Source organism: Hydrogenophaga sp. (genome assembly GCF_019264445.1).
Lineage (GTDB): Bacteria > Pseudomonadota > Gammaproteobacteria > Burkholderiales > Burkholderiaceae_C > Hydrogenophaga.
In genome coordinates, this window is sequence record NZ_JAHVAB010000078.1 from 112636 (window position 1) to 137345 (window position 24710).

27 protein-coding genes and 1 pseudogene are annotated in these 24710 nt (G+C 66.6%); 15 read left to right on the plus strand and 13 right to left on the minus strand.

The window, feature by feature from the left end; translation table 11 throughout:
- Positions 1–127 precede the first annotated feature (127 nt).
- Positions 128–430 carry a hypothetical protein gene (locus KXJ60_RS17660; RefSeq protein ID WP_291131075.1) on the plus strand — a complete coding sequence of 101 codons (303 nt, stop codon included), beginning with the start codon at positions 128–130 and terminating at the stop codon, positions 428–430.
- Here the strand turns inward: KXJ60_RS17660 and pgeF are convergent.
- From pgeF to KXJ60_RS17680, 4 genes are all read right to left on the minus strand, one after another.
- On the minus strand, positions 350–1120 hold the full coding sequence (pgeF, locus tag KXJ60_RS17665) for a peptidoglycan editing factor PgeF (protein WP_291131077.1): 771 nt from the start codon (positions 1118–1120) through the stop codon (positions 350–352). The two genes, KXJ60_RS17660 and pgeF, sit on opposite strands and share 81 nt — an antisense overlap.
- Positions 1120–1761, minus strand: coding sequence for a maleylacetoacetate isomerase (gene maiA, locus KXJ60_RS17670; RefSeq protein ID WP_291131024.1), 642 nt, complete (start codon positions 1759–1761; stop codon positions 1120–1122). Before maiA ends, pgeF begins: the two co-directional genes overlap by 1 nt.
- Before the next feature lie 47 nt (positions 1762–1808).
- Positions 1809–2906 carry an alkene reductase gene (locus KXJ60_RS17675; protein WP_291131026.1) on the minus strand — a complete coding sequence of 366 codons (1098 nt, stop codon included), beginning with the start codon at positions 2904–2906 and terminating at the stop codon, positions 1809–1811.
- 167 nt (positions 2907–3073) lie between these two features.
- On the minus strand, positions 3074–3793 hold the full coding sequence (locus tag KXJ60_RS17680; RefSeq protein ID WP_291131028.1) for a GntR family transcriptional regulator: 720 nt from the start codon (positions 3791–3793) through the stop codon (positions 3074–3076).
- A gap of 86 nt (positions 3794–3879) precedes the next feature.
- On the opposite strand from KXJ60_RS17680, the gene KXJ60_RS17685 reads away from it, so the two are divergent.
- The 6 genes from KXJ60_RS17685 (at position 3880) to KXJ60_RS17710 (ending at position 9614) form a co-directional block, all read left to right on the plus strand.
- The gene (locus tag KXJ60_RS17685) at positions 3880–5259 is read left to right on the plus strand and encodes a Rieske 2Fe-2S domain-containing protein (protein WP_291131029.1); all 1380 of its coding nucleotides are present in this window, start codon (positions 3880–3882) and stop codon (positions 5257–5259) included.
- The gene (locus tag KXJ60_RS17690) at positions 5256–6734 is read left to right on the plus strand and encodes a glutamine synthetase family protein (RefSeq protein WP_291131030.1); all 1479 of its coding nucleotides are present in this window, start codon (positions 5256–5258) and stop codon (positions 6732–6734) included. The genes KXJ60_RS17685 and KXJ60_RS17690 overlap by 4 nt, the downstream gene beginning before the upstream one ends.
- Positions 6735–6746: 12 nt before the next feature.
- Positions 6747–7070, plus strand: coding sequence for a 2Fe-2S iron-sulfur cluster-binding protein (locus KXJ60_RS17695; RefSeq protein WP_291131032.1), 324 nt, complete (start codon positions 6747–6749; stop codon positions 7068–7070).
- Positions 7071–7128: 58 nt separating this feature from the next.
- Positions 7129–7833 carry a fumarylacetoacetate hydrolase family protein gene (locus KXJ60_RS17700; RefSeq protein WP_291131033.1) on the plus strand — a complete coding sequence of 235 codons (705 nt, stop codon included), beginning with the start codon at positions 7129–7131 and terminating at the stop codon, positions 7831–7833.
- 103 nt (positions 7834–7936) lie between these two features.
- Positions 7937–8983 carry a TRAP transporter substrate-binding protein gene (locus tag KXJ60_RS17705; protein ID WP_291131035.1) on the plus strand — a complete coding sequence of 349 codons (1047 nt, stop codon included), beginning with the start codon at positions 7937–7939 and terminating at the stop codon, positions 8981–8983.
- A 76-nt stretch (positions 8984–9059) separates the two neighbouring features.
- Positions 9060–9614, plus strand: coding sequence for an NUDIX hydrolase (locus KXJ60_RS17710; RefSeq protein ID WP_291131038.1), 555 nt, complete (start codon positions 9060–9062; stop codon positions 9612–9614).
- A gap of 25 nt (positions 9615–9639) precedes the next feature.
- Here KXJ60_RS17710 and KXJ60_RS17715 read toward each other — a convergent pair whose 3' ends face one another.
- The 3 genes from KXJ60_RS17715 to KXJ60_RS17725 are packed head-to-tail and all read right to left on the minus strand — an operon-like array spanning position 9640 to position 10961.
- The gene (locus KXJ60_RS17715) at positions 9640–9972 is read right to left on the minus strand and encodes an ATPase with chaperone activity (RefSeq protein ID WP_291131040.1); all 333 of its coding nucleotides are present in this window, start codon (positions 9970–9972) and stop codon (positions 9640–9642) included.
- 9 nt (positions 9973–9981) lie between these two features.
- Entirely contained in the window at positions 9982–10620 is a 639-nt protein-coding gene (locus KXJ60_RS17720) for an AAA family ATPase (RefSeq protein ID WP_291131042.1), read from the minus strand.
- The gene (locus tag KXJ60_RS17725; protein WP_291131044.1) at positions 10617–10961 is read right to left on the minus strand and encodes a hypothetical protein; all 345 of its coding nucleotides are present in this window, start codon (positions 10959–10961) and stop codon (positions 10617–10619) included. Before KXJ60_RS17725 ends, KXJ60_RS17720 begins: the two co-directional genes overlap by 4 nt.
- An 86-nt stretch (positions 10962–11047) precedes the next feature.
- Between KXJ60_RS17725 and KXJ60_RS17730 the strand changes: the two genes are divergently transcribed.
- A complete protein-coding gene (locus KXJ60_RS17730) occupies positions 11048–11719 on the plus strand; it encodes a cold shock and DUF1294 domain-containing protein (RefSeq protein ID WP_291131046.1) in 672 nt (223 codons plus the stop codon).
- Between the two features lie 30 nt (positions 11720–11749).
- On the opposite strand, the gene KXJ60_RS17735 is transcribed toward KXJ60_RS17730, so the two are convergent.
- The 5 genes from KXJ60_RS17735 to KXJ60_RS17755 form a co-directional block, all read right to left on the minus strand.
- Positions 11750–14200 (minus strand): YgiQ family radical SAM protein, encoded by a 2451-nt coding sequence (locus tag KXJ60_RS17735; RefSeq protein WP_291131047.1) that lies wholly within the window; start codon positions 14198–14200, stop codon positions 11750–11752.
- A 110-nt stretch (positions 14201–14310) separates the two neighbouring features.
- The gene (locus KXJ60_RS17740; RefSeq protein WP_291131049.1) at positions 14311–14898 is read right to left on the minus strand and encodes a GAF domain-containing protein; all 588 of its coding nucleotides are present in this window, start codon (positions 14896–14898) and stop codon (positions 14311–14313) included.
- 24 nt (positions 14899–14922) lie between these two features.
- A complete protein-coding gene (locus KXJ60_RS17745; protein ID WP_291131051.1) occupies positions 14923–15375 on the minus strand; it encodes a MarR family transcriptional regulator in 453 nt (150 codons plus the stop codon).
- Entirely contained in the window at positions 15365–15562 is a 198-nt protein-coding gene (locus tag KXJ60_RS17750) for a hypothetical protein (RefSeq protein ID WP_291131052.1), read from the minus strand. Before KXJ60_RS17750 ends, KXJ60_RS17745 begins: the two co-directional genes overlap by 11 nt.
- On the minus strand, positions 15559–17127 hold the full coding sequence (locus KXJ60_RS17755) for an FAD-dependent monooxygenase (RefSeq protein ID WP_291131053.1): 1569 nt from the start codon (positions 17125–17127) through the stop codon (positions 15559–15561). The genes KXJ60_RS17750 and KXJ60_RS17755 overlap by 4 nt, the downstream gene beginning before the upstream one ends.
- Before the next feature lie 137 nt (positions 17128–17264).
- Here KXJ60_RS17755 and KXJ60_RS17760 point away from each other — a divergent pair.
- From KXJ60_RS17760 to KXJ60_RS17785, 6 genes and pseudogenes are all read left to right on the plus strand, one after another.
- Positions 17265–18182: pseudogene (locus KXJ60_RS17760) on the plus strand (crotonase/enoyl-CoA hydratase family protein); the annotation flags it as partial.
- 102 nt (positions 18183–18284) lie between these two features.
- Positions 18285–18863 (plus strand): polymer-forming cytoskeletal protein, encoded by a 579-nt coding sequence (locus KXJ60_RS17765; RefSeq protein ID WP_291131055.1) that lies wholly within the window; start codon positions 18285–18287, stop codon positions 18861–18863.
- Between the two features lie 79 nt (positions 18864–18942).
- On the plus strand, positions 18943–20619 hold the full coding sequence (locus tag KXJ60_RS17770) for an AAA family ATPase (protein WP_291131057.1): 1677 nt from the start codon (positions 18943–18945) through the stop codon (positions 20617–20619).
- A gap of 10 nt (positions 20620–20629) precedes the next feature.
- Positions 20630–21376, plus strand: coding sequence for a general secretion pathway protein GspB (locus tag KXJ60_RS17775; RefSeq protein ID WP_291131059.1), 747 nt, complete (start codon positions 20630–20632; stop codon positions 21374–21376).
- A gap of 3 nt (positions 21377–21379) precedes the next feature.
- Positions 21380–22009 (plus strand): ATP-binding cassette domain-containing protein, encoded by a 630-nt coding sequence (locus KXJ60_RS17780; RefSeq protein ID WP_291131060.1) that lies wholly within the window; start codon positions 21380–21382, stop codon positions 22007–22009.
- A gap of 104 nt (positions 22010–22113) precedes the next feature.
- Positions 22114–22497, plus strand: coding sequence for a hypothetical protein (locus KXJ60_RS17785; RefSeq protein WP_291131062.1), 384 nt, complete (start codon positions 22114–22116; stop codon positions 22495–22497).
- Between the two features lie 5 nt (positions 22498–22502).
- Here the strand turns inward: KXJ60_RS17785 and KXJ60_RS17790 are convergent, their stop codons facing one another.
- A complete protein-coding gene (locus KXJ60_RS17790; RefSeq protein ID WP_291131064.1) occupies positions 22503–23510 on the minus strand; it encodes a LysR family transcriptional regulator in 1008 nt (335 codons plus the stop codon).
- A gap of 169 nt (positions 23511–23679) precedes the next feature.
- Between KXJ60_RS17790 and KXJ60_RS17795 the strand changes: the two genes are divergently transcribed.
- A complete protein-coding gene (locus KXJ60_RS17795) occupies positions 23680–24684 on the plus strand; it encodes a catalase family peroxidase (protein ID WP_291131065.1) in 1005 nt (334 codons plus the stop codon).
- Positions 24685–24710: the final 26 nt, after the last annotated feature.

Here is a 24710-nt window from a genome sequence, read left to right on the forward strand (position 1 = left end):
CTGGTCTCCTGGGATGTTGCCTGCGACTTATCATGGGCAGCCCGAGGGAGAGATTCCGGATCTTCCCCAGGGTTTTCGTGCCAGCATCCCGCAGGCTGACACGGTGGTCCGGGCTGCAAGGAATGATGTGTATCTGGTGGTGATCGGTTGGATGTACGTGGTGCTCATGATGTCGGTGGCCGAAGCCACCAACACCACAGGCTCTGTGCTGGGAGCCATTGTGACCTTTTTTCTGTACGGTTTGCTGCCAGTCGCACTGGTGGTTTACCTGATGCTCACGCCCCAAAGACGCAAGGCCATCAAGGCCCGCGAAGCCGCCGAACTGCAGGCACAGCAGCAAGCCGCGGCCTCAGCCGATCCAGATGCAGGCGGCCATGCGGCCGGTGCTGCCCAGGCGCCCGGCGTCTCGCCGGTGCGAAAAGAACCGTGAGGCCTGGCTGACGGTGCACCAGTCGGCACGGCCGTCGTTGCCGTGCACATCGGTCACCCCGGCGGCGGCCAGCCTGCGGCGCGCGAGCGCAGGCAGATCGGCGAGAAACTTGTCCTCGCTCCCGGGCCAGAAGTGCGCTGCGGCCCCGGCATCAGCACCCATGAACGCCTCGCACACCTCGGCCCCGACCTCGAAGGCCTGAGGCCCGATGCAGGGGCCCAGCCAGGCCATCACCTCACCCTCGCCCGCCGCCTCGCGCAGCGCCTGCACCGTCGCTTCGATCACACCGTGGGCCAGGCCACGCCAGCCGGCGTGCGAGGCCGCCACCGCCGTGCCGGACGCGTGCGCCAGCAGCACGGGCAGGCAGTCCGCCACCATGATGGTGGCGACCACGCCCGCCCCTTGCACGACGCAGCCATCGGCCACGGTGCCATTGGCCGTGTCCGGCTGCAGGCGCACCACCTGCGTGCCGTGCACCTGCTGCAGAAACACGGGCCGCGCCGGTGCCGTGAACGCAGCCAGCCGCTCGCGGTTGGCCGCCACGGCCAGTGGCTCGTCGCGCACATGGTCGCCCAGGTTGAAGCTGTCGAAGGGCGGCACCGACACGCCACCGGAGCGCGTGGTGAACAGCGCCCGCACGCCCGGCGGCGCAGGCCAGTCGGGGGTGATGCCGTCGGCCGCCTGCAGCATCAGGCTTCGGCGTCGGGGCAAGCGGAGGGTTGGGCCTGCTGAAACGCGGGATGGGCCATGCAGGCCTCAAAGGCGGCCATGGTGCGCGTCAGGCCACTGAAATCGGTCTTGAAGCGCTGGCCGTTGAAGATTTGTGGCACCAGGCAGCAGTCGGCCATGGTGGGGGTGTCGCCAAAGCAGTAGGTCGACGCGGGCTGCTGCTCCAGCTGGCGCTCGAACGACTCCAGCCCCGCACGCACCCAGTGGCGGTACCAGACGTTCTTGGGCTCCTCTTCCACCTTGAGTTCCTTGGTGAGGTACTTGAGCACGCGCAGGTTGTTGATCGGGTGGATTTCGCAGGCCACGATCTGCGAGAGCGCGCGCACGCGGGCACGACCCAGCGCGTCGGCGGGCAGGAGCGCTGGCGCAGGCTGCAGCTCATCGAGGTATTCGATGATCGCCATCGACTGCGTCAGCCGCGTGCCGTCGTCGAGCTCGAGCAACGGCACCAGGCCTTCCACCGCCTTGTCGGTGAAAGCGGGCAGCTTATGGTCGCCGCGCGCGATGTGCACGGGGATGTAGTCGTAGGCGATGCCTTTGAGCGCCAGCGCAATGCGCACGCGAAACGAGGCCGAGGAGCGGAAGTAGTTGTAGAGCTTCATGCGCCCAAGGATAAACCCGCCGGCCCGGGCCCCGTTGCCTTTCCGGCTTACAGCGTCGGGTAGTCGGTGTAACCCTTCGCACCACCACCGTAGAACGTGGTCTTGTCCGGCTCGTTGAAGGGGCCGCCCTGTTTGAGGCGGGCGACGAGATCCGGGTTGGCGATGTAGGTCTTGCCGAAAGCGACCAGATCGGCGCCGTCTTCCACAGCCTGCTGCGCCAGCGGCAGGTCGTAGCCGTTGTTGACCATCCACGCGGCCTTGCCGCCGGCCACGCGGTACGCGCTGCGCAAGGCGGCGTAGTCGAATGGTCGGTCGGCCAGCTCGCGTGGGCCGCCGGTGGCGCCTTCAATGAAATGCACGTAGGCCAGATCGAAGCCCGCCAGTTCGCGCATCACATGCGCAAACAAGGGTTGCGGGTCGGCGTCCACCACGTCGTTGGCCGGCGTCACCGGCGAGAGGCGGATGCCGGTGCGGCCGGCGCCGATGGCATCCGTCACCGCCTTGACCACCTCGAGCAGCAGGCGCGAGCGGTTCTCGATGCTGCCGCCGTAGGCGTCGGTGCGCTGGTTGCTGCCGGTCTTCAGGAACTGATCGATCAGGTAGCCGTTGGCGGCATGAATCTCCACGCCGTCAAAGCCCGCTTCGATGGCGGCCAGCGCCGCCTTGCGGTAGTCCTCGACGATGCCGGGCAGCTCGGCGAGCTCAAGTGCACGCGGCACCGAGGTGTCGACGAAGGTGGGTACGCCGTCCTTGATGAGCACGGTCTTGGTCTTGGCCGCAATGGCCGATGGCGCCACGGGGGCACCGCCGCCGGGCTGCAGCTCGGTGTGCGACACGCGGCCCACATGCCAGAGCTGGGTGACGATCTTGCCGCCCGCGGCGTGCACGGCTGCGGTCACGCGTTTCCAGCCGTCGATCTGCTCGGGCGCGTAGAGCCCGGGCACGTCCGCATAACCCTGGCCCTGGTGGCTGATGGCGGTGGCTTCGGTGATGAGCAGGCCGGCCGTGGCGCGCTGCTCGTAATAGGTGGCCATGAGCGGCGTAGGCACGGCGCCCGGCGCGCGGTTGCGCGTGAGGGGCGCCATGACGACGCGGTTGGACAGGGTCAGCTGGCCAGCGGTGGTGGGTTCGAACAGTCGGGTCATGTGGGGCGTGGCAATCAAACGGTGGAGGGGCATGCACGGTGTGCGCATGCAGGCCGGCCATTGTGCGCAGCCGCCTTCGCAGGCTGGTCCACCGCCACCAAAAGCCCCACCGTCTCAGGGACGTTGACACACCACGGGCACGGACTGCCCGGTTGTGGTGACGGCCTTCAGCCCACCACGAGGCGAATGCCCGGCAGCACCTGCTCGGACTCGGCCCTGCGCTCCAGCGCCATGCGCATGTTCATCTGCGCCACCTCGGTGTGCTCCATCGCCAGCGACTGGGCCCGCGCGCTTTCACCCCGGCGCAGCGCATCAAACAGCATGTGGTGTTGGCGGTGTGCATAGAGCATCCAGTCGCGGTCCATGGCCAGCGTGCCTTGCATCGGCAGCATGGCCGAGGCGGGCGCAAAGGGCAGCTTGTCGTTGAGCGCCACGGCGCGCTGCAACGCGCGGTTGCCGCAGGCGTCCAGGATGAGCGCGTGAAATCGGTCGTTCATCACCGAGTACGCGGCATAGCTCTCGATGGTCAGCGGGTTGTCGGCCAGCAGGCGGTCGCCCTCGTCCAGCACGGTCTGCAACTGACCCTGCAGCTGGCGCGACACACCATGCTCGGCCACCAGCCGTGCGGCCATGCCTTCCAGATGCCCACGCACCGAGATGGCGTCGATCACTTCCTGCGCCGTGAACTGCCGCACCAGGTATTTGCCGGTCTCGTTCGCCTCGACCAGCCCCTCCTGCTCCAGCGTCACCAGCGCGGCCCGCACAGGTGTGCGCGAGGCGCCCAGGCGCTCGGCCAGCTGTTGCTCGGCCAGGCGCTGGCCGGGTTCGAACTGACCGCTGAGGATCAGGTCGCGCAGTTGCATCAAAACGGTGTCTTGCAAGCTCATGGCGCAAACTGTACACGGAAATTGAAAAACGGTATACCATTTCGCCACACACCCACCACCCACCCCTTTTTCTGCCGGAGATGTCCATGAAAGCCGAACTCAATCAACGCATCACCCAGGTCGGGCCGGGCACGCCCGGCGGCGAGTTGCTGCGCCGCTACTGGCAGCCGGTGGCCTTGCTCGATGAATTCAACCCCGCGCTGGTCCCCGAGATGGCGGTGCGCCCTGTCAAGGCGGTGCGCGTGCTGGGGCAGAACTTCGTGCTGTTCCGCAATGCCCAGGGCGAATTCGGCCTGCTCGACCGCGATTGCCCGCACCGGGGTGCCGACCTCGCCTTCGGCCGCAATGAAGGCGACGGCCTGCGGTGCCCGTTTCACGGCTGGAAGTTCGACACCACCGGCCAGTGCATCGAAACCCCCGCGGAACCTGCCGGCAGCAAGATGTGCAGCCGCATCCAGCAGCGCAGCTACCCGCTCGTGCAGCGCAGTGGCGTGCTGTTTGGGTGGTTTGGCCCCGAAGACCAGACGCCGCCGCCCTTCCCCGAACTCGACTGCTTCAAGGCGCCAGACACCCACACCTTCGCCTTCAAGGGCCTGTGGCATTGCAACTGGCTGCAGTCGCTGGAAGTGGGCATCGACCCCGCGCACGCGTCGTACCTGCACCGCTTTTTCAACGATGGATCGCTCGAAGACAGCTACGGCAAACAGTTCCGCGGCGCCAGCGCAGGCGACGTGGGCGGCGAGCGCTGGCCCATGACGCGCGTGATGCGCGAATTCGGCCAGCCCGAGATCAGCTTCGAGGCCAAGCCCTACGGCTTCCAGCTCACCGCGCTGCGCCCCATGACCGACGAACTCACCCACGTGCGCGTGACCAACGCGGTGTTCCCGCAGACCTTCGTCATTCCGCTGTCGGAGACCATGACGATCACGCAGATGCACGTGCCCGTGGACGACACACACAACTACTGGTACGCCTTCTTCACCAGCTTCACTGGCCCGGTTGACAAGGAAGCCATGCGCACGCCGCGCCTGCAGGCCGTCACCCTGCCCGACTACATCCCGAAGTCGGGCCGCCACAACAACTGGGGCTTCAACGCCGAAGAACAACAGAACCGCACCTACCTCGGCATGGGCGAGGACGACATCAACGTGCACGACCAGTGGGCCTGCGAAAGCATGGGCCCCATCCAGGACCGCACACGCGAGCACCTCGGCACCACCGACAAGGTGGTGATGGCCCACCGCCGCCTGCTGCTGCAAGCCATCGACTCGGTGGAGCAAGGCGGCACCGCCCCCGGCGTGGCCGACCCCGCCCTGCACGGCCAAATTGCCGGGCCGGACACGGTCGACGGCATCGCGCCCGCAAAAGATTGGGAGAACTGGTGGCAGGACGCTGTGCGCGACAAGCGCGAGGGCGCACCCTGGCACCACAAGGCCTCGGCCGAGGAAACGGCGGGGGCGAAATGACCTCATTCGCCCAACGTTGCGGCCTGCAATCGCCCGAGCGCGACGCCGAGTGCCAGCGCGTGGCCGCGCTCATCGAGGCCAGCGGCCTGGAGCTGGTGCGCTTTGGCTGGTGCGACGCCCACGGCATGCTGCGCGGCAAGACGCTCACGGCCGCAGCGGCGGTGCGCGCCCTGCGCGACGGCGTGGGCATGGTGGGCACGCTGATGCTCAAGGACACCGCCGACCGCACGGCCTGGAAAGTGTTCGAGCCCGGTGGTGCCGCCGACCTGCCCGGCTTCGCGGGCGCCTCCAACCTCATGCTCATGCCCGACCCGGCCAGCTTCACCGTGCTGCCCTGGCTGGAGCGCACCGGCTGGCTGCGCTGTCAGCCCTGGTTTGCCGACGGCACGCCCGTGCCGCTGGACGCGCGCCGCATGCTGCAGACCGCACTCGGGCGGCTGGCCGAGGCAGGCTACGGCCTGAAGACCGGGCTCGAGGTGGAGTTTCACATCTACCGCATCACCGACGCCCGCCCGCAGCTCGATCCCGAGCTGGCCGCCTGGCCGGGCCTGCCGCCCCGCGTGGAGATGATCCACCCCGGCTACAACCTGCAGGCCGAAGCCATGAGCGACCTGAGCGACGAGCCTCTGCGCATCGTGCAGCGCACGGCGCAAGCGCTGGGCTTGCCATTGCAATCGCTCGAAATCGAACTCGGCCCGAGCCAGGTGGAAGCCGTTTTCGACGCCACCGACGCGCTCACCGCCGCCGACCAGATGGTGCTGTTTCGCAACGGCGTGCGGCAGGCGCTGCGCCGCGCGGGCTACCACGCGACCTTCATGTGCCGCCCGCCGTTCCCGAACATCATGTCCAGCGGCTGGCACCTGCACCAGTCGCTGGTCGACCAGAAGACCGGGCGCAATGCGTGTGTGCGCGAGGCGCCGGCCGCCGGCACCACACGCGCCGACGCCACGCACACGCTGTCTGAGGCGGGGGCGCACTGGCTTGCCGGCTTGCTGGCACACGCCCGCGGCATGACGGTGCTGTGCACCTCCACCATCAACGGCTTCGCCCGCTTTCGCCCCAACGCGCTTGCGCCGCAGTCCGCGCTGTGGGGACAGGACAACCGGGGCGCCATGCTGCGCGTGGTGGGCGCCGCAGGTGACAACGCCACCCGCATCGAAAACCGCGTGGGCGAACCGGCCGCCAACCCTTACCTCTACATGGCGGCGCAAATCCACGCCGGGCTGGATGGGCTGGCGCGCGCCACACTGCCACCACAGGCCAGCGAATCGCCCTACGCCGCCGAACACCAGAAACTGCCCTCCTCGCTGGGTGAAGGGCTGGACGCACTGCGCACAGACACTTCGCTCTGCGCCGCACTGGGCGAGGACTTCGTGCGCTACTTCTGCCGCATCAAGCAGAGCGAAATCGACCGACACGCCCAGGCCGAAGACAAGACCGACTTCGAACGGCGCGAGTACTTCAGCCGCATCTGACCCCCCATCGACATGATCACGATTCGCTTCATCCAGCCCGACGGCACGGTGCAGACCCTTGAGGCCGAGCCCGGGCAGAGCCTCATGAAAGCCGCGGTGGACGCCAACCTGCCCGGCATCGAAGCCGACTGCGGTGGCAGCCTCACCTGCGCCACCTGCCACGTCATGATCGGCGCGCCGTGGTCGGCCCTGCTGCCCGCCCCCGTGCCCGACGAAACCGACATGCTCGACTTCGCTTCAAGCCCCGTGGTGCCTGAGAGTCGCCTGAGCTGCCAGGTGCGCCTGACGCCCGAACTGGACGGCATGGAGGTGCGCCTGCCCGCGTCGCAACACTGAAGCCACTGGCCAACGCCCGTGGCACACTGACCGCCTCCCCCTCCAGACCCGACTCCCCATGCCCGACACCACCTACTCCTTTGCCCCGCCCGCCGTTGTCAGCGTCCCGGTTCTCGGACGGCCTGAGCGCTTCCCGGTGCACCGCATTTACTGCGTCGGCCGCAACTACGAAGAGCACGCCAAAGAAATGGGCTTCACCGGCCGTGAGCCGCCTTTCTTCTTTCTCAAACCCGCCGACGCGCTGGTGATCGCCAACAGTGGCCAGACCGCCACCATTCCCTACCCCAGCCTCACCAGCAACCTGCACCACGAAATCGAACTCGTGGTGGCCATCGGCACCGGCGGCAAAAACATCAAAGCCGCCGACGCCGCGAAACACATCTACGGCTACGCCGTGGGCCTGGACATGACGCGCCGCGACCTGCAGAACGACATGAAGAAACAGGGTCGGCCCTGGTGCATCGGCAAGGCCTACGACCACTCCGCACCCATCGGCCCCATCACGCTCGCCGCAGACGCGGGCGACATCCACCACGCGCCCATCTGGTTGCAGGTCAATGGCGCCGACCGCCAGCGCAGCACCGTGGCCAAGCTGATCTGGAACGTGAGCGAGACCATCGAGCACCTGTCGGCCGCGTGGGAACTGCAGCCCGGTGATCTGATCTACACCGGCACGCCCGAAGGCGTGGCGGCAGTGGTGCAGGGAGACACCCTGCGCGGTGGCGTCGAGGGCCTCACCGAGATTTCCGTGCGCGTGGCCTGAGCCCCGTGACGGAGGTCTCACCTGAGGGTAAGACCTCTGACGCATCGGTCATGGCCTGACATATGCTTGCTCCGTTTTTCATTGACCCCAGGAGACCCTTTTCATGATCCAACGCAGAACCCTGCTCCAGTCTGGTGCAGCCGTGGCCTTGGGCGCACCCGCGCTCACCGGCTTCGCCCAGCAAAGCGTCACGCTCAAGTTCCACACGTTCATGGCGCCGCAGTCCAACGTGTACATCAACATGCACAAGGCCTGGATGGACAAGGTCGAGAAGGAATCGGGCGGCCGCATCAAGTTCGAGGGCTACCCCGCCATGACGCTGGGTGGCACGCCAGTGCAGCTGTTTGACCAGGCGCGGGACGGCGTGGTCGACATCGTGTGGACGTTGCCCGGCAACACGCCAGGCCGCTTCCCGCGCACCGAAGTGTTCGAGCTGCCTTTCATGATGAGCAACGCCGAAGCCACTTCCAAGGCCTTCTGGGAGTACATCACCACGATGGCCCCCGACGAGTACAAGGAAGTGCAGCCCATCGCCCTGCAAGTGCACGGCCCGGGCATGTTCCACATGCGCAGCAAGCAGGTCAAGACCGCTGAAGACCTGCGCGGCTCCAAGGTGCGCGGCCCCACCCGCCAGATCACCAAGATGCTCGGCTACCTCGGCGCCATCCCCGTGGGCATGCCGCTGCCGCAAATCCCCGACTCGCTCTCCAAGGGTGTGATCGATGGTTGCGTGATCCCCTGGGAAGTGGTGCCTTCGGTGAAGGTGCACGAACTCACCAAGTTCCACAGCGAATTCGACCCCGCTGGCGGCGCGCTCTACACCACCACATTCGTGATGGCCATGAACCGCAACAAGTACTCGTCGCTGCCGCCCGACCTCAAGGCGATCATCGACAAGAACTCCGGCATCGAAACCTCCGGCTGGCTGGGCAAGACGCAGCAGGCCGGCGACGCCGCCGGCCGCGACGCTGCGGTGAAGCAAGGCAACACCATCTACACGATTCCGTCTGCAGAGGCGCAGGAGTTCAAGCGCAAGGCGCGCCTGGTGGAAGTGGAGTGGGTGCAGGACATGGACAAGCGCGGCTTCGACGGCAAGAAGCTGCTGGAAACCGCCAAGGCACTGATCGTCAAGCACAGCAAGAAGGCGTAAGCCACCTTGTCGACCGAAATACCGGGCCATGGCCCGGTATTTTTTTGGCTATCGCCTACCTCGATAAACTGCCCCGATGCTGCGTCCACCCCCAAAACACTGCCGCAACTGCGGCACCGCCGTCGAGATGCGCCTGCCCGACGATGGCGACACCAAACTCCGTGCCGTCTGTCCTGCCTGCCATACCGTGCACTATGAGAACCCGCTCAATGTCGTGGGCACCGTGCCTGTGTGGGGCGACACGGGCCAGTACGTGCTGCTGTGCAAGCGCAACATCGAGCCGCGCTGGGGCAAATGGACCCTGCCTGCCGGCTTCATGGAGCTGGGCGAAACCACGGCAGAGGGCGCCGCGCGCGAGACCACCGAAGAGGCGGGCGCGCAATTCGAGATGGGTGAGATCTTCACGCTGATGAACGTGGCGCGCGTGGGGCAGGTACACGTGTACTACCGCGCCCGCCTCCTCAGCGATCAGTTCGACCCGGGCCACGAAACCATCGAAGCCCGACTCTTCACCGAAGACCAGATTCCCTGGGACGACATCGCCTTTCGCACCGTCAAGGAAACGCTGGAACACTACTTTGCCGACCGCCGCGCGGGCCGGTTCGGCTTTCACGCCTTCGATATCGCCTGAGGTACGCCGGGCCTGCGGGCCAGCCTCAGGCGGCGGTGTCGCCTGCGGCGTCTGCGGCCAGGGGGGGCCAGTTCAGCAGCTCGGCCAGCCGACGCGCCACCCACACCGACTCCACCTCGCTCACCACCGCCGGCTCCACCCGCAGGCCCTGCAGGCAACGCGTGAGCACATCGGCCTCGGTGATGCCGAGGCTGAACGCCATGTTGCTCGCGGTCTCGGTGAGCATCTGCGCCATGTCCTCACACAGCTCGTAGCGCGCCGCCAGCTCGTCGCGCGGCAGGCTGGGCTTCTGGCGCCCCGGCGCCACATACAGCGCCACAAACGACTGCGGGATTTCGATTTGCGATTCGTCGGACATTCGGCTCTTTCAATGGGAGGTGGCCGTGGAGCCATCGGGCACCTCTGCCAGCAGCTGATCGGCCCAACCGGGCAAGCGCAAGGGCGTTTTCCACGTCACGCGACCCGCACGGCAGCGCGCCACGAGGCGCGGTGGCTGGACCACGCGGTTGCGTGGGCCGGAAGTGTCGTACAGCAGCACAAGGTCGGCCAGCGCGATGGCCTTGGTCAGGTTCGCCAGCGTGCGCGGGTAGCGCGCCAGAATCCGCTCGGGCGGCACGCTGTGGCCGCCCTCCTGTTCGCGTTGCTGCACGCGCGCCAGCAGGTGCCGGGGCTCGTCCACGCACACCACAAGCAACACCACCGCAAAGCCGGCGGCCCTGGCCTGGGCCAGCAGATCGAGCTTGGCCGGATGGGAAAACACCGTCTCGCTCGCAAAGGATTCACCCGCGGCCAGACAGGCCGCCCGGCGCTCATCCGCCCATTGGCGAGCCGCCTGGGACCGCCGGGCCGCATCGTTGATGTGCTGAAGGTGTGCCGCCTCATGCAGGTCGGCGTTGACGAACTCGGCCTCGGGCGGGATCAGCCCGCTGGCCAGCGCGGCCCGGTACAGCGTGGACTTGCCCGCGCCGTTGGGGCCGGCCAGCAGGTAGAAAACCGGTGGGCTCACGCGGCGCGGCGAGCGGCCGGCGCCTTGCTGCGGTTGTCCAGCACGGTGTCGCGCACGGCCTGGGCCAGGCGGCCGCTGGATTCCGCCGCGAGAAACCGGGCTTCGATGGCACTGACGGGGTCCACCCCCTCGGCGTGGCGGGCGGCGGCGTCGTAACGGGCGATGGCCTCGCGGGCTTCCTGCACCGTCAGGCCGGTTTCCTCGGCGATGCGGCCCAGGGTGGCCCAGTATTCGATCTGGCCAGCCACCGAGCGGCGCTGGGGCTGCGCGGCTTCGCGCGCCTGGCGAACCAGATGGGCCGGCAATTTGACCGAAGAAAATGCGCTGCTGGAAGACGACATGAAAGCTCTCCTGGATGGCGCATTTTGCGCCATTTGGGATACCATGACAACCCACCGGATTTCACCGGACACCATCAGTTGCGATCATGAAAAAACAGGGAACCGTGGTGCGCTGGAACAGCGAGAAGGCCTTCGGCTTCATCCGCTGTCCGCAAATCCCCGCCGACGTTTTCTTCCACGTGCGCGATTTCAGCGGCCCGGGCAAACCGGCCGACGGCATGCAGGTGACGTTTGAAGACATCCACGTGGGCGGCAAAGGGCCGCGTGCGCTGTCGGTCGAGCCTGCGCGCAATGCCATCGTCAGCGAACCGCCTGCCGCGCCGCCACCGGCGCAAGCGGAGTTGCTGCCGCGCAGCCCACCGTCGTCACGCTCGCGTTCGCAATGGCAGAAGCGCCGCGAAGAGCGCCCGTTGTGGATCGGCCTGGGCTTGATGGCCTTCTGGCTGCTGCTGTGGCTGGTGGGCATTGGCATGGGCCGCTTCCCGTGGGTGATCCTCACCGCCGTGGTGCTGCTCAACCTGGTGACGTTCTACATGTACTGGCGCGACAAACACGCCGCCATCAACGAGGTGCAACGCACACCCGAGGACTGGCTGCATGGCCTGGCCTTGGCGGGCGGTTGGCCGGGCGCCTGGTTCGCGCAGCAGATCCTGCGCCACAAGACCAGCAAGCAGCCGTTCCGGATGATCTATTGGGCAACGGTGGCGGCCAACACGCTGGCCCTGATGGGCTGGGTTGCCTGGCCCGCGTTTCAGTAGGTCTGCCCGAGCCGCTGCGCAGGCGCTGCCTCAGCGCGGTTTGCGTTTGCCTGAGCCGGTGTCGCGCGGCGGCAGTCCGGTGTGCTGCGTGAGCAGGCGGCCTTTGCCAGGCTGCGCACCACCCGTCTTGCCCACCACGGCCTTGCCCACCACCGGCGTGCTGTTCTTGCGGCGCGCGCTCTGGTAGCTCCCGTCCGTCATGGGCTGGAACGTGGGAATCAGGTGGTGCTTGCCGTTGCCGATCAAATCGGCCCGACCCATCGTCTTGAGGGCCTCGCGCAGCAGCGGCCAGTTGTTGGGGTCGTGGTAGCGCAGAAACGCCTTGTGCAGACGCCGGCGCTTGTCGCCACGCACGATGTCCACGCGCTCGGCGCGCTCGTCCCGGTGGATGCCCTTGAGCGGGTTCAGGTTGCTGTGGTACATGGCCGTGGCCGTGGCCATCGGGCTGGGGTAGAAGGTCTGCACCTGATCGGCGCGAAAGCCATTCTTCTTCAGCCACACCGCGAGGTTCATCATGTCTTCGTCGCTGGTGCCCGGGTGGGCCGCGATGAAATACGGAATCAGGTACTGCTTCTTGCCGGCCTCTTCGCTGAACTTCTCGAACAGTTGCTTGAACCGGTCGTAGCTGCCGATGCCGGGCTTCATCATCTTGGAGAGCGGACCGCCTTCGGTGTGCTCGGGCGCGATCTTCAGGTAGCCGCCCACGTGGTGCTGCACGAGTTCCTTGACGTACTCCGGGCTCTTCACCGCCAGGTCGTAGCGCAGCCCGGAGCCGATCAGCACCTTCTTGATGCCGCGCAGCTCGCGCGCCCGTTTGTAGATCTTGATCAACGGGCCGTGATCGGTGTGCAGGTTGGAGCAAATGCCCGGATACACGCAGCTGGACTTGCGGCAGGCGGCCTCGATCTCGGGGGTCTTGCAGCCCAGGCGGTACATGTTGGCCGTGGGGCCACCCAGGTCGGACACCACGCCGGTGAAGCCTTCCACCTTGTCGCGGATGTCTTCCACCTCCTTGATGATCGACTCTTCCGAACGGCTCTGGATGATGCGCCCCTCGTGCTCGGTGATCGAACAGAAGGTGCAGCCGCCGAAGCAGCCGCGCATGATATTGACCGAGAACCGGATCATTTCCCACGCGGGAATCTTGGTCGCGCCGTCGTGCCTGCCGTGTTCGTCTGCATAGGCCGGGTGCGGGCTTCGCGCGTACGGCAAGTCAAACACGAAGTCCATCTCGGCGGTCGTCAGCGGAATCGGGGGCGGGTTGATCCACACGTCGCGCGCCGTGCTGCCTTCGCCGTGCGCCTGCACCAGCGCACGCGCGTTGCCCGGGTTGGTTTCCAGGTGAAGCACGCGGTTGGCGTGGGCGTACAGCACGGCGTCGCTGCGCACCTGCTCGTAGCTGGGCAGACGGATCACCGAGCGGTCGCGTGCTGGCGGCTTGCGCTTGCCCTGCAGCGCCGGGTTGGGCACGAATTTCAGCGGCTGAATGGCAGCGCCCATGCCCTTTGGGGCTGAACCAGCCTCCGTTTGCGCTGAGCCAGCCTCCGTTTGCACTGAGCCAATCTCCGTTCGGGCTGAGCCTGTCGAAGCCCCCGCCTCAGCTTGGGTGAACCCTTCGACCAGCTCAGGGCGAGCGGGAGATTCCTCTTTCGAGCAGGTCGCGCCTTGTGCCTGTGCCTGCTCGCTCGTGGTCAGGTAGGGGTTGATGTGGTCTTCAACCCGCCCCGGCATGTCGACTTCGGTGGAGTTGATCTCGATCCAGCCCTCGGCCGTGGGGTCGTTCGGGCGGCGCACAAAGGCGGTGCCGCGCACATCGGTGATGTGCTCGATGGGCTCGCGTGCCGCAATGCGATGCGCCACCTCGACCAGCGCACGCTCTGCGTTGCCGTACAGCAGCAGGTCGCACTTGCTGTCGACCACCACGCTGCGGCGCACCTTGTCGCTCCAGTAGTCGTAATGGGCGATGCGGCGCAGGCTGCCCTCGATGCCACCGAGCACGATGGGCACGTCCTTGAACGCTTCGCGGCAGCGCTGGCTGTAGACGATGGCCGCGCGATCAGGCCGCTTGCCACCCACGTCGCCCGGTGTGTAGGCGTCGTCGCTGCGGATCTTGCGGTCCGCCGTGTAGCGGTTGATCATCGAATCCATGTTCCCGGCGGTCACGCCCCAGAACAGGTTGGGCTTGCCCAGGGCCTTGAACGCGTCGGCGCTGGTCCAGTCGGGCTGGGCAATGATGCCCACGCGAAAGCCCTGCGCTTCGAGCACCCGACCCACCACCGCCATGCCGAAGCTGGGGTGGTCGACGTACGCGTCACCGGTCACGAGGATGATGTCGCAGCTGTCCCAGCCCAGCTGCTCCATCTCGGCGCGGCTCATGGGCAGGAAAGGCGCCACGCCAAACCGCTTGGCCCAGTAAGGGCGGTAGCTGGTGATCGGCTTGGCCGCTCGCGCGAAGAAGGAGACGTCGATGGGGGCGTTCATGGGGCTGGCACAAACCCGGAGCGCGGGCGATGGAAAAGCCGCGATTTTACCGGTCCACCCCCATTTCAGGGGGTTTCAGGGCCATTGCGCCGGCGTGCCGCCGCGCCACCTCACTTGGGCTTGAGCTGCCAATCGGGCACCGATTCGGGCGCAGGGCGCACGTTGCGGCGCTGGTCGATCTTCTGCGCCGCCAGACGCGCGGTGAACTCCAGTTTTTTCAGGTCTTCCGGATTCGGCTCGCTCTGCGGATGAAAGCTGAAGCAGCACAAGGTGCCATACACCTCGCCGTTTTGCAGCACGATGGGCGTGCTGATGTGTGTGCCGATGGGAAAGGGCGTTTGCTTGAGCAGCGCGGCGGACGCAGGCAGCACCGAGGCGTCGGCGATAAACCGGGGCAGGCGCCCGTCCACCACGCGCTGGCACCAGCTCGCCTCCAGCGGCGCGGAGTCACCAACCTGCACCGCGGGTGGGTCAAGAGGCGCTGCCACCTGCCGCATGACGCGCTGGCCGTTGGTGAATTCGGAGACGAACACGACATCCATCTGCATGCGCTCACGCAGCATCTGCAGCACTTTGGAGACCGCGCGGTCGACCAGCTCGTCCGATTCGTCGGCCGTGGCCACCAACAGTTCCGACACCTCCACGGTGAGGTCGTCGGGGCGGTAGCCAAATTCGTTCAAGGGTTTGGAAGAGGTCATGGCGTTTTTATAAACGCAATGCCGTCATTCCAAGTGACCCCGCTGCTGTGAGTGGTGGATCAAACGGTCAAGAAATGTTTCCAGCTGCCGCTGCTCGCTGGCGCTCAGGCAATCAAAGATGTCGGCGTTGCGCTGCTCGATCAGGCGCATCACGCGCTTGAACAGCGCCCGCCCGCTTCGCGTGGGGGTCAGCACCACGCCGCGCGCATCGGCGTCGCTGGTGGACTTGAGCACCAGTTCGCGCTCCACCAGCATTTGTGCCGCCCGGCTGGCCTGGGCCTTGTTCAGGTTGGCGCGCGCCGCCAGGTCGTTCACCGACAGCGGTGCGAACTCACCAATGGCCGCCAGGCAACGGGCCTCGCTCACCCCCAGGCCCATGGCGGCATATGCCGCGCTGCTGTGGCGGTCGGTGATCTTGTTCAGTTTGTGCAGGCGGTAAGTGAGGAACTCCTGCAGCGAGGTCGCATCAGCACTCATGGTCATCGGGCCCGTCACTTTGCGCCAGGGCGTTGGCGATCAGCGGCAGCACGTCGTCTGCGCGCTCGCACCGGCTCATGAGCGACAGGCAGAGCATCGAGAGCAGCATGGGCGCCCGCGCTTCGCCCACTTGCGTGAGGGCTTCGCACAGCGCGCTGTAGCTGTGGTCCAGATCGGCGTCGGTCATGCGAGCACTCCGGTGTGTTCGAGCGCCAGGCGCACGGGGGTGGGGTCCAGGCCGTGCCAGCGGCCCATCACATAGCCATCGGGGCGCACCAGCACGAGTGCGCGCGCCGCCGCGTGGGCCAGCCCGCAGCGTTGCCAAGCCTGCCCCAGGTGGTCAACCTCGGGGGGCAACGCAATGGAGCGCACGCCCAGCCCATCCAGGGTGGGTGCTTCGCCACCAAACGCCAGGCACACAAAGCCGTGCCCGAACAACTGGCTCAGGTGAAACACGCCCTCCTCGCCCTTGAGCTGCGCTTCTGGCGCGGGCGCGCCAGGTGCGGCGCGCTCACTCGTCCATTCGCCCGTCTGGCGCACGTTCAGCGGCGAGCCCACATACGCAATCGGCGCAGATTGCCGCGGGTTGATCAGCGAGCGCACCTGGGCATCGCTCACGGCCAGGCGCAGCGTGGCCTCTCGCATCAGGCGGTAGGCAAAGTTCGGCGGCGCCATGAACTCGGTGCTCTTGGCGCCGTAGGCAATGTTTTCGCGGGTGGCGTGCAGGCGCTCGGTGGAATAGGAATCGAGCAGCGCGTCAGGCGACTCGCCACGCACCACGCGGGCCAGCTTCCAGGCCAGATTGCCCGCATCGTCCAGCCCGGAATTGAGACCACGCACACCAAAGATGGGCACGAGGTGCGCCGCATCGCCAGCAAAGAACACTCGGCCATGGCGGTAGCCGGGCAAGGTCAGGCACTTGGCGTTGTAGATCGAGATCCACAACGGCTCCCACGGCTCGTTCTCTCCGATCATGGCCAGATGGCTCTGAACGCGCGGCAGCACGTTCTCGGGCTTGACGGCCTCCGCCGGGTCTTCGTCGTCCCGGATCTGGTAGTCGATGCGCCAGACGTCATCGGGTTGGCGGTGCATAAGGATGGTGGAACCGGGGTTGGACGGTGGGTCAAACCAGGCCAGCCGTTCCACCGCGCGCCGCGTCTTCTGCACCACGTCCACGATCACGTACTTGCCGTCGTACTGCGTGCCCTGCAGTTGCAGGCCCAGCTGCTCGCGCACGGTGCTGCGCCCGCCATCGCAAGCCACCACGTAAGCCGCCTCCACCGTCTGAGACCCTTCAGGGGTTTGAATCTCTACCTGCACGCCTTGCGCCTGAGGCCGCACCGCCACCACCCGGCTGGCCCATTGCACGCGGGCAAACCCGCCCTGGGCTTGTGCGGCCTGGTGGGCGAATTCCTCGACGTAGAACTGCTGGATGTTCACCATCGGCGCAAAGCGCTGTGTGGGCTCGGTGGGCATTTCGAAGTGCAGCACTTCGGTGTCGCGCCAGTGGCTGCGCCCGCCCGTCCAGCCCAGGCCCTTGGCCACCAGCGGCAGGTCTGCCCCCACCCAGCCCAGAATTTCCTGGGATCGGCGAGACATGCAAATGGCGCGGCTGCCGCTGCAGTAGCCCACGTCGGCCTCCACCACAAGATGGTCAATGCCTTCGCTGGACAACAAGGCCGAGAGCGTGAGACCCACGGGGCCGCCTCCTGCAATCAGCACCGGCACCGTGGACGGAAGTGGTTGTTTCATGGTTCTTAAATGGTTGAGCGCGCAACTGTATCGAGATATCGTTGCGCACGCAACCATATGGCAACGCCTGACATGTCGCCAACGCAGCTGCATGGCCGCACTGCGATCCCTATCATGAAAAAAAACACCAGGAGACGAGCATGCCCACCTTCAACACCCTTCGCATTGACAAGGACAGCCAGCAACCCCGCGTGGCGCGCCTGCTGCTCAACCGCCCCGAGCGGCTCAACGCCATCAACGACGAAACACCGCGTGAAATCCGCGCTGCGGTCGAATGGGCCAATGCCGACGACGAAGTGCACGTGATCGTGGTCGAAGGCGCGGGCAAGGGCTTTTGCGGTGGGTACGACCTTTCGATGTTCGGCGAAGGCGAGATCGATCACCCCTGCCAGCAGGAGCGCCACCCCTGGGACCCGATGGACGACTACGCCTGTATGAAGCGCAACACCGAGGACTTCATGGCACTGTGGCGCAGCCCCAAGCCCACCATCGCCAAGGTGCATGGTGCAGCCGTGGCCGGCGGCAGCGACATCGCGCTTTGCTGCGACCTGCTGGTCATGGCCGACGACGCGCGCATCGGCTACATGCCCACGCGGGTCTGGGGCTGCCCCACCACCGCCATGTGGACCTACCGCCTCGGTGCAGCGCGGGCCAAGCAGATGATGTTCACCGGCAACGTGATCAACGGCCGCACGGCGGCTGCCTGGGGACTGGCGAACGAGTCGGTGCCGGAAGCGGCGCTGGAAGCCACCACGATGCAACTGGCCGAACGCATTGCCGGTGTGCCTCGCTCGCACCTGGCGATGCACAAGATGGTGGTCAACCAGGTGATGCTGACCATGGGCCTGGAGCAGACGCAGATGATGGCCACAGTGTTCGATGGCATCACCCGGCACAACCCCGAAGGCCTGTGGTTTCGCCGCCATGCCCAGGAGGCGGGTTTCAAGAGCGCGGTGCAGTGGCGCGACAGCGGCCGACCCATTCCCGAGGGCGACGAGGCACGCGCCATGGTCCGGGAAATGGACGAACGCAAGCGCGCCAGCCCGAAAAAATGAAACGGCATGTACGGTTCATCTCGTTACCCCTCTTACGGGACGGACCAGAATGTACGCCGCATGGCCCTTAGCATGACCGCTTCACTTTTTGAAGGAGCTGGCATGGCACTGCACTTTGGCAAACGAGACAACGAACTCCCCAAGACCCTCAACAGCGGCATGGCGACCACGCCACGCTACGGCCAGCCCGCCACCAGCAGCACGGCGAGCTCGCCCAGCCCGACACAAGCCTCCGCACAGCCCGGCACCGACTCCGCCGAACCTGCTGCATCTGCCGCCACCAGCAACGCCTCATCCACACCGGAAGGGGGAAGCAAACTCACGGTCGGACCCAACATCAAACTCAAGGGCGTTGAAATCACCGACTGCGACACGCTGGTGGTGGAAGGTCTGGTGGAAGCCACAATGGACTCGCGCGTGATCCAGATTGCGCAGCAAGGGGAGTTCAAGGGCTCGGCCGAGATCGACATCGCGGAGATTCGCGGCGTGTTCGACGGCAACCTGACGGTGCGCCAGAAGCTGGTCATCTACGCCTCGGGCAAGGTCACCGGCACGATTCGCTACGGCAAGGTCGTGATCGAAGAAGGCGGCCAGCTCTCTGGCGATATCGAGTGCTCGACCTCCACCAGCGCGAAGTACCCGGCGTCGGCATCGCAGCGCACCATGGCCCTGGCGGCCTGATCGTTTGAGCAGCACGCGCCTGGCCGGGGCCGGTCAGGCGTCGTTGCCCGCCCCAGGCGGCCCCGTTATGCTCTGGGGCATGTACGCCGAATTCTTCGGGTTGAAGCACGACCCGTTCTCCATTGCCCCCGATCCGCGCTACCTTTTCATGAGCGAGCGCCACCGTGAGGCCTTGGCGCACCTGCTGTATGGCATTCGCGGAGGCGGTGGCTTCGTGCTGCTCAGTGGCGAGATCGGCGCTGGCAAGACCACCATCTGCCGCTGCTTCCTGGAGCAGATTCCCGAGCGCTGCCGGGTGGCCTACATCTTCAATCCCAAGCTCACGGTGGGCGACCTGCTCAAGACCATCTGCCGTGAGTTCCACGTCGAGGTCAAACACGAAGGCATCGGCCCGGCCACCATCAAGGACTACCTCGATCCCTTCAATGAATACTTGCTGCAGAGCCATGCCAATGGTGAGCGCAACGTGCTCATCATCGACGAGGCGCAGAACCTCACGCCGCACGTGCTCGAACAGCTGCGCTTGCTGACCAACCTGGAGACGAGCGAACGCAAGCTGCTGCAGATCATCCTGATCGGGCAACCCGAGCTGCGCGAGGTGCTCGCGCGGCCCGAGCTCGAACAACTCGCCCAACGCGTGATCGCGCGCTTTCACCTGGGCGCGCTCAACGAGGCGGAAACCCGGCAGTACATCGAGCACCGCATGCAGGTGGCGGGTCTGCGCGGCCCTCTGCCTTTCTCCAGCCAGGCCATTCAGCGCATCCACGAGATCGCCCGCGGCGTGCCCCGGCGTGTCAACCTGCTGTGCGACCGCGCGCTGCTGGGCGCCTATGCCACCAACCAGGCGCGTGTGGACCGCGCGGTGGTGGACAAGGCCGCCGGTGAAGTGTTTGAAACCGAGGTGCCGGCAGCCCCGACACGCCGCGGCCGTGCGACCTCACCGATGGGCGCGTGGGCATCCCCGCTGGGCACGCTGGGCATTGGCCTGGTGGTGGGCGCCCTGGTGGCTGGCGCCCTCTTCTGGATCTGGAACCAGAGCGTGCCACGCCCCACCTCGGCGAACACGCCGACGGCTGAGCCAGTCGCCATGCCGCCCGCTCCGACAACCGCCCCCAGCGACCCGCCCACGGCCGCAGCGCCGAAGCCAGAACCACTGCCAGGGCCACCAGATGCTGCCGCCCTGATCAAAACCGAAAACGAGGCCTGGCGTGAGCTGGGCGCCCTCTGGGGTCAATCCCTGGCATCGGGCGACCCCTGTGCCGCCGCGCAGCAGGCGCAGCTGCAGTGCTACCGCACCGACCGCCTCACGCTCAGCGGTCTGCGCCAGCTCGATCGCCCCGGCATCGTGACCCTGCGCCAGAGCGGCCAGGGCTCGGGTCTGGTGCTGGTGACCGCGCTCACCGGCGACACCGCCACACTGCAATCTGGTGAACAGCGCTGGCGCATGCCGCTGTCCACCCTGGCGGACAGCTGGCGCGGCGACTTCGCCACGCTCTGGCGCACGCCCCCCGGCCAGACCACGCGCCTTGTGGATGGCCGCACCGGCCCCGCTGCCGACTGGTTGGGCGAGCGCATCGCGGGCCTGCAGGCGTCCGGCAAAGTCCCGCCATCGGGCCGCGAACTCACGGCCCGCATCCAGGCGTTCCAGCGTGTCAATGGCATCGAGGCCGCTGGCCTGGCGGGCCCGATCACGTTCATGCAGGTCAACCTGGCCAGTGGTGTGGATGAGCCCCGGCTCTCCAGCGCCGGTTCCTGAAGGCGCCACGATGTCCTACATCCTCGATGCCCTCCAACGTGCCGACGCCGAACGCGAGCGCGGTCATGTGCCTGGCCTCAAGAGCCAGATCGTTCCCCCGGCGAGCCGAAAGGCGCCTGCGCCACGCCGCTGGACGCGGGTGCACACCGGGGCTGTGCTGGCGGCCCTGTTGCTCGGTGCGGCGCTCTGGTGGTGGCTCAAGCCCGCAGCTCAGCCCTCTGCGGCAACCGCCGCGTCACCAGCACCTGTGGCCGCAGCGCCCGCAGCGCCGCCAGTGCCAGCCGCCGAACCCATTGCGAGCGTGCGCCAGGCGCCTGCTGCCATCGAACCCATACAACCCATCCTCGCACCCCCACCGCCGCGGGCCGAACCGCCCAAGCGCGCGGCTGCGCCAGCACCGGCTGCTGCCGCAGCGCCAGCACCACCACCTTCCACCGCCGCTGCGCAGCCCTCAGCGGCAGCGCCATCAGCGCCCGTGCCAGCCTCGGCCCCAGCGCCCGCAGCGGCGGCCACAGACACCAACGCAGCGCCCGTGCGCAGCTTCGGCGAGCTCTCGCCCGAGGCCCGCGCGCAGTTGCCCCCCGTGAGCGTGAGCGGCTCCACGTACTCGAAGAATCCGGCGTTGCGCATGCTCATCATCAACGGCAAGGTGATCCAGGAGGGTCAGGAGATCGCGCCCGGCTTCAAGCTGGAGACCATCGGCCAGCGCAGCGCGGTGCTCAACCACCAGGGCCTGCGGTACAGCATCGGGTACTGAGCCATGAACGCCGACGCCGAAGAACCCGTCCTCCGTGTCCAGGGGCTGCGCTTCGGGTGGGGCAATGCGCCGTTGTTTGACCAGCTCTCGTTTGAGCTGCCCCCCGGTGTCAGCCTGGTGCGTGGTGGTGACGGCAGCGGCAAAAGCACGCTGCTGCAACTGCTCGCTGGCGCCCAGAACGCCGACGCAGGCGTGCTGGCCATTCACGGCATTCGCCTGGACCTGCAACGCGATGCCTACCGCCACCAGGTGTTCTGGATCGACCCGCAGACCGAAGCCCACGATGCGCTGGCAGCCAAGGGCTATCTGGACAGCCTCAGCCACCACTACCCGCACTTCAGCGTGGACACCATGCGGGAGCTGGCCGAGGGCTTCGGGCTCGGCCCCCATCTGGCCAAGCCGATGTACATGCTCTCCACCGGCAGCCGGCGCAAGGTCTGGCTGACCGCGGCATTCGCCGCCGGCACGCCGCTGACCTTGATCGACCAACCCTTCTCTGCACTCGATGCGCCCTCCATCCGCTTCCTGCGCGAACTGCTGGGCGACGCCGCCGACCACCCCAGCCGCGCCTGGTTGCTGGCCGATCACGAGGCACCGGAACACCTCGCATTGAAAAAGACTATCGACGTTTAGACGTCATTCAGCAGCGCTAAATCCGCTTCTCCGATTGCGAAATGGACGCCGGGCGACACCCCTCCTAGAGTCACACCCATACCGACTCACCCTGGAGGAACCCGATGAACCACGACAAACAACCCCAACGCTCCAACGCCGCTCCATCGGCAGGTTCCCAGGCGGCAGCGGGCATGCCCCCGTTGCCCCAACCGAGCTTCACGCGCTGGGTGTGGCAGCTGCTTCAGCGGGACACCACCGCGCACCGCGAGGTCACGGAAGAGTTCAAGGTCGAGCAGCTCAAGCGCCAGATGCTCGCGGCCATGGAGCCCTTCATGTTCGCCATGAGCCGGCGCGACATGCAGATTTACCTGCGCGTGCTGTCCGCCACCCGGTGTGACAGCCTTCGCCACCTGCGCTTCGAGTACTTCGACATGCTGTGCCGCATGCTCACCGAAAGCGTGGCCATGGAATACCTGCTGCAGGTCGATGCCCTGCTGGACCTGTGATGCACTCAGACCCTGGCCAGCGGCAATGTGGTGCTGAGCGGTTGCGCCGCCGGCTCGGCGAGTACCGGCGACTCCAGCGCGACGGTGCACGGCGCGAGGTACTCGCGCAACTGCAGGCGCAACCACCGGTGCGGCCGGCTGTTGTGGGTGCGGGGATGCCAGATCATGTTGACCGGCATGGTGGGCCAGCTCAGCTCTGCGGGCAGTGGCAGGGTGCGGATGCGCGGGTTGCTGCGCTGAAGCATGGCGGCCTGCTGTCGGCTGGTGGTGACGAGCCGGTGGGTGCTTCCCAACAGCTCGGCACACAGCAACCATGAATTGACGATCGAGGCGCGCCGGGCCTTGAACCCGAGGCGCTCAAGCTCCAGATCGATCGGGCTGCGCTGCCCGCCATGGCGCCGCAGAAACGTGATGAGCAGATGCTCTTCTGCCTGGTACTGCTCCAGCGACAAGGTCTGGCCAATGCGCGGATGGTCGACGTTGAGACAACAGTGGGTCAGCTCGAAGCGCTTGACCGTTTCCATGTGCAGGTCACGCGCATCGGTGGGCGGCTCGTAGTGGCTGCAGACCACGTCCACCCCACCCTCGCGCAACTCCTTCACGTCCTGCGGGCCATTCACTGGCGACTGAATGTCCAGGCTGAGCCTTGGCGCGGCGGCCATCACGCTGCGGTAGAGCTCGGCCAGGCTCGCTTCGCCGAACGAGTCGTAGCACGACACGACGATGTGCGATTCGCACGCACGCGGATCGAAATCGCCTTCGCTGCTGCTCACGTCGTTCCACAGATCGATCATTTCGTGAAAGCTTGCGATGGCGTTCTCGGCAAAAGGCGTGAGCTGGTAGCGCTGGTGCTCGCGCACATACAGGGCGTCGTTGAGCACCGAGCGCAGGCGCGTCAGCGCCTGGCTGGCGGCCGACGGTGTGACGTTCATGCGCGCGGCGGCCTCCGTCAGGCTCTGGCATTCGATCAACTCACAAAACAGCGCGAGCTGTTTGAGATCCACGTTTTTCATCGCGAGTCCTCCCAGACACATTAGAACCAAAATACTAATTTATTTTGCATGCAGGGAGCGTGACTTCCGACCGCATTTGTGTCCCCGGGTGTAAGAAGCTGGCGGCTGGACCGACCACTGCTCAGGTGAATGCGCCGTGCATCACCCCCACCACAGAAAAGGTCGCTCCATGAAACCCTTGCTTCTCGCCGTCGCCGCCTCTGCCGCACTGGGCAGCACGCTGCTGTCCCCTCAGGTCTTCGCACAATCCCAGGCCGAAGCCCAGGTCAACGCCCTGGAGGGGCTGGCGGGCCCGCAACCGGGCTCACGCCGCTCGGGTGCCAAGGGCATCTGCGCCAGCGGTCACTTCATTGGCAACGCGGCAGGCCGCGAACTCTCTCGCGCTTCGGTGTTCAAGGGCGACAGGATTCCGGTGGTGGCCCGCTTCTCGGTGGGAGGCGGGAGCCCCAAGGCGAGCGACAAGGCCAAGTCGGTGCGCGGTCTGGCGCTGCAGTTCCAGTTGCCCGGCGGCGAGCAGTGGCAGATGGCCAACATCTCGGCCCCGGTGTTCTTCGTGAGCAAGCCCGAACAATTCGCGCCCTTCGTGCAGGCCCGCACCGCAGACCCCGCCACCGGCAAGCCGGACCCGGAAAAGATCAAGGCCTTCAGCGCGGCCAACCCGGACACCACGCGCCAGGGCGCCTACCTCGCGCAGGCGCCGGTGCCGGCCAGCTACGGCGCGGTGAATTACTGGGGCGTGAACGCGTTTGAATTCGAGGCCGCGCCCGGCAAGAGCCGCTTCGCGCGCTGGCAGTTCGTGCCCGATGCCGGTGTGCTCGGCCTGACCGAAGAGCAGTTGAAATCCATGGGCGACGAGTTCCTTGCCGGCGAACTTCGTGAACGCGTGGCCAAGGCGCCCGTGTCTTTCGACTTCCGCCTGCAACTGGCCGAAGCGGGCGACAACCTCACCGACCCCACGCTGGCGTGGCCGGACGCGCGCACCGTCGTCTCTGCGGGCAAGCTGGTGATTGACAAGGTCGCCGATGGCATGGGCGGCGCCTGCGACGCCATGACCTTCAACCCGCTGGTGCTGCCCGCCGGCATCAAGCCGTCGGCCGACCCGGTGCTCAATGCACGCGCAGCGCCCTACGCGCTCTCGCTGGGCCGTCGCCTGAGCGAGGCGGCGAAAAAGTAAACCTGCGCCGCCCTGGGCGGGCGCTC

Excerpts from the sequence above, each read along its gene's own strand:
- pgeF (WP_291131077.1), bottom strand. The coding sequence starts at position 1,120 with ATGCTGCAGGCGGCCGACGGCATCACCCCCGACTGGCCTGCGCCGCCG.
- maiA (WP_291131024.1), bottom strand. The coding sequence starts at position 1,761 with ATGAAGCTCTACAACTACTTCCGCTCCTCGGCCTCGTTTCGCGTGCGC.
- KXJ60_RS17675 (WP_291131026.1), bottom strand. The coding sequence starts at position 2,906 with ATGACCCGACTGTTCGAACCCACCACCGCTGGCCAGCTGACCCTGTCC.
- KXJ60_RS17680 (WP_291131028.1), bottom strand. The coding sequence starts at position 3,793 with ATGAGCTTGCAAGACACCGTTTTGATGCAACTGCGCGACCTGATCCTC.
- KXJ60_RS17685 (WP_291131029.1), top strand. The coding sequence starts at position 3,880 with ATGAAAGCCGAACTCAATCAACGCATCACCCAGGTCGGGCCGGGCACG.
- KXJ60_RS17690 (WP_291131030.1), top strand. The coding sequence starts at position 5,256 with ATGACCTCATTCGCCCAACGTTGCGGCCTGCAATCGCCCGAGCGCGAC.
- KXJ60_RS17695 (WP_291131032.1), top strand. The coding sequence starts at position 6,747 with ATGATCACGATTCGCTTCATCCAGCCCGACGGCACGGTGCAGACCCTT.
- KXJ60_RS17700 (WP_291131033.1), top strand. The coding sequence starts at position 7,129 with ATGCCCGACACCACCTACTCCTTTGCCCCGCCCGCCGTTGTCAGCGTC.
- KXJ60_RS17705 (WP_291131035.1), top strand. The coding sequence starts at position 7,937 with ATGATCCAACGCAGAACCCTGCTCCAGTCTGGTGCAGCCGTGGCCTTG.
- KXJ60_RS17710 (WP_291131038.1), top strand. The coding sequence starts at position 9,060 with ATGCTGCGTCCACCCCCAAAACACTGCCGCAACTGCGGCACCGCCGTC.
- KXJ60_RS17715 (WP_291131040.1), bottom strand. The coding sequence starts at position 9,972 with ATGTCCGACGAATCGCAAATCGAAATCCCGCAGTCGTTTGTGGCGCTG.
- KXJ60_RS17725 (WP_291131044.1), bottom strand. The coding sequence starts at position 10,961 with ATGTCGTCTTCCAGCAGCGCATTTTCTTCGGTCAAATTGCCGGCCCAT.
- KXJ60_RS17730 (WP_291131046.1), top strand. The coding sequence starts at position 11,048 with ATGAAAAAACAGGGAACCGTGGTGCGCTGGAACAGCGAGAAGGCCTTC.
- KXJ60_RS17735 (WP_291131047.1), bottom strand. The coding sequence starts at position 14,200 with ATGAACGCCCCCATCGACGTCTCCTTCTTCGCGCGAGCGGCCAAGCCG.
- KXJ60_RS17740 (WP_291131049.1), bottom strand. The coding sequence starts at position 14,898 with ATGACCTCTTCCAAACCCTTGAACGAATTTGGCTACCGCCCCGACGAC.
- KXJ60_RS17745 (WP_291131051.1), bottom strand. The coding sequence starts at position 15,375 with ATGAGTGCTGATGCGACCTCGCTGCAGGAGTTCCTCACTTACCGCCTG.
- KXJ60_RS17750 (WP_291131052.1), bottom strand. The coding sequence starts at position 15,562 with ATGACCGACGCCGATCTGGACCACAGCTACAGCGCGCTGTGCGAAGCC.
- KXJ60_RS17755 (WP_291131053.1), bottom strand. The coding sequence starts at position 17,127 with ATGAAACAACCACTTCCGTCCACGGTGCCGGTGCTGATTGCAGGAGGC.
- KXJ60_RS17765 (WP_291131055.1), top strand. The coding sequence starts at position 18,285 with ATGGCACTGCACTTTGGCAAACGAGACAACGAACTCCCCAAGACCCTC.
- KXJ60_RS17770 (WP_291131057.1), top strand. The coding sequence starts at position 18,943 with ATGTACGCCGAATTCTTCGGGTTGAAGCACGACCCGTTCTCCATTGCC.
- KXJ60_RS17775 (WP_291131059.1), top strand. The coding sequence starts at position 20,630 with ATGTCCTACATCCTCGATGCCCTCCAACGTGCCGACGCCGAACGCGAG.
- KXJ60_RS17780 (WP_291131060.1), top strand. The coding sequence starts at position 21,380 with ATGAACGCCGACGCCGAAGAACCCGTCCTCCGTGTCCAGGGGCTGCGC.
- KXJ60_RS17785 (WP_291131062.1), top strand. The coding sequence starts at position 22,114 with ATGAACCACGACAAACAACCCCAACGCTCCAACGCCGCTCCATCGGCA.
- KXJ60_RS17790 (WP_291131064.1), bottom strand. The coding sequence starts at position 23,510 with ATGAAAAACGTGGATCTCAAACAGCTCGCGCTGTTTTGTGAGTTGATC.
- KXJ60_RS17795 (WP_291131065.1), top strand. The coding sequence starts at position 23,680 with ATGAAACCCTTGCTTCTCGCCGTCGCCGCCTCTGCCGCACTGGGCAGC.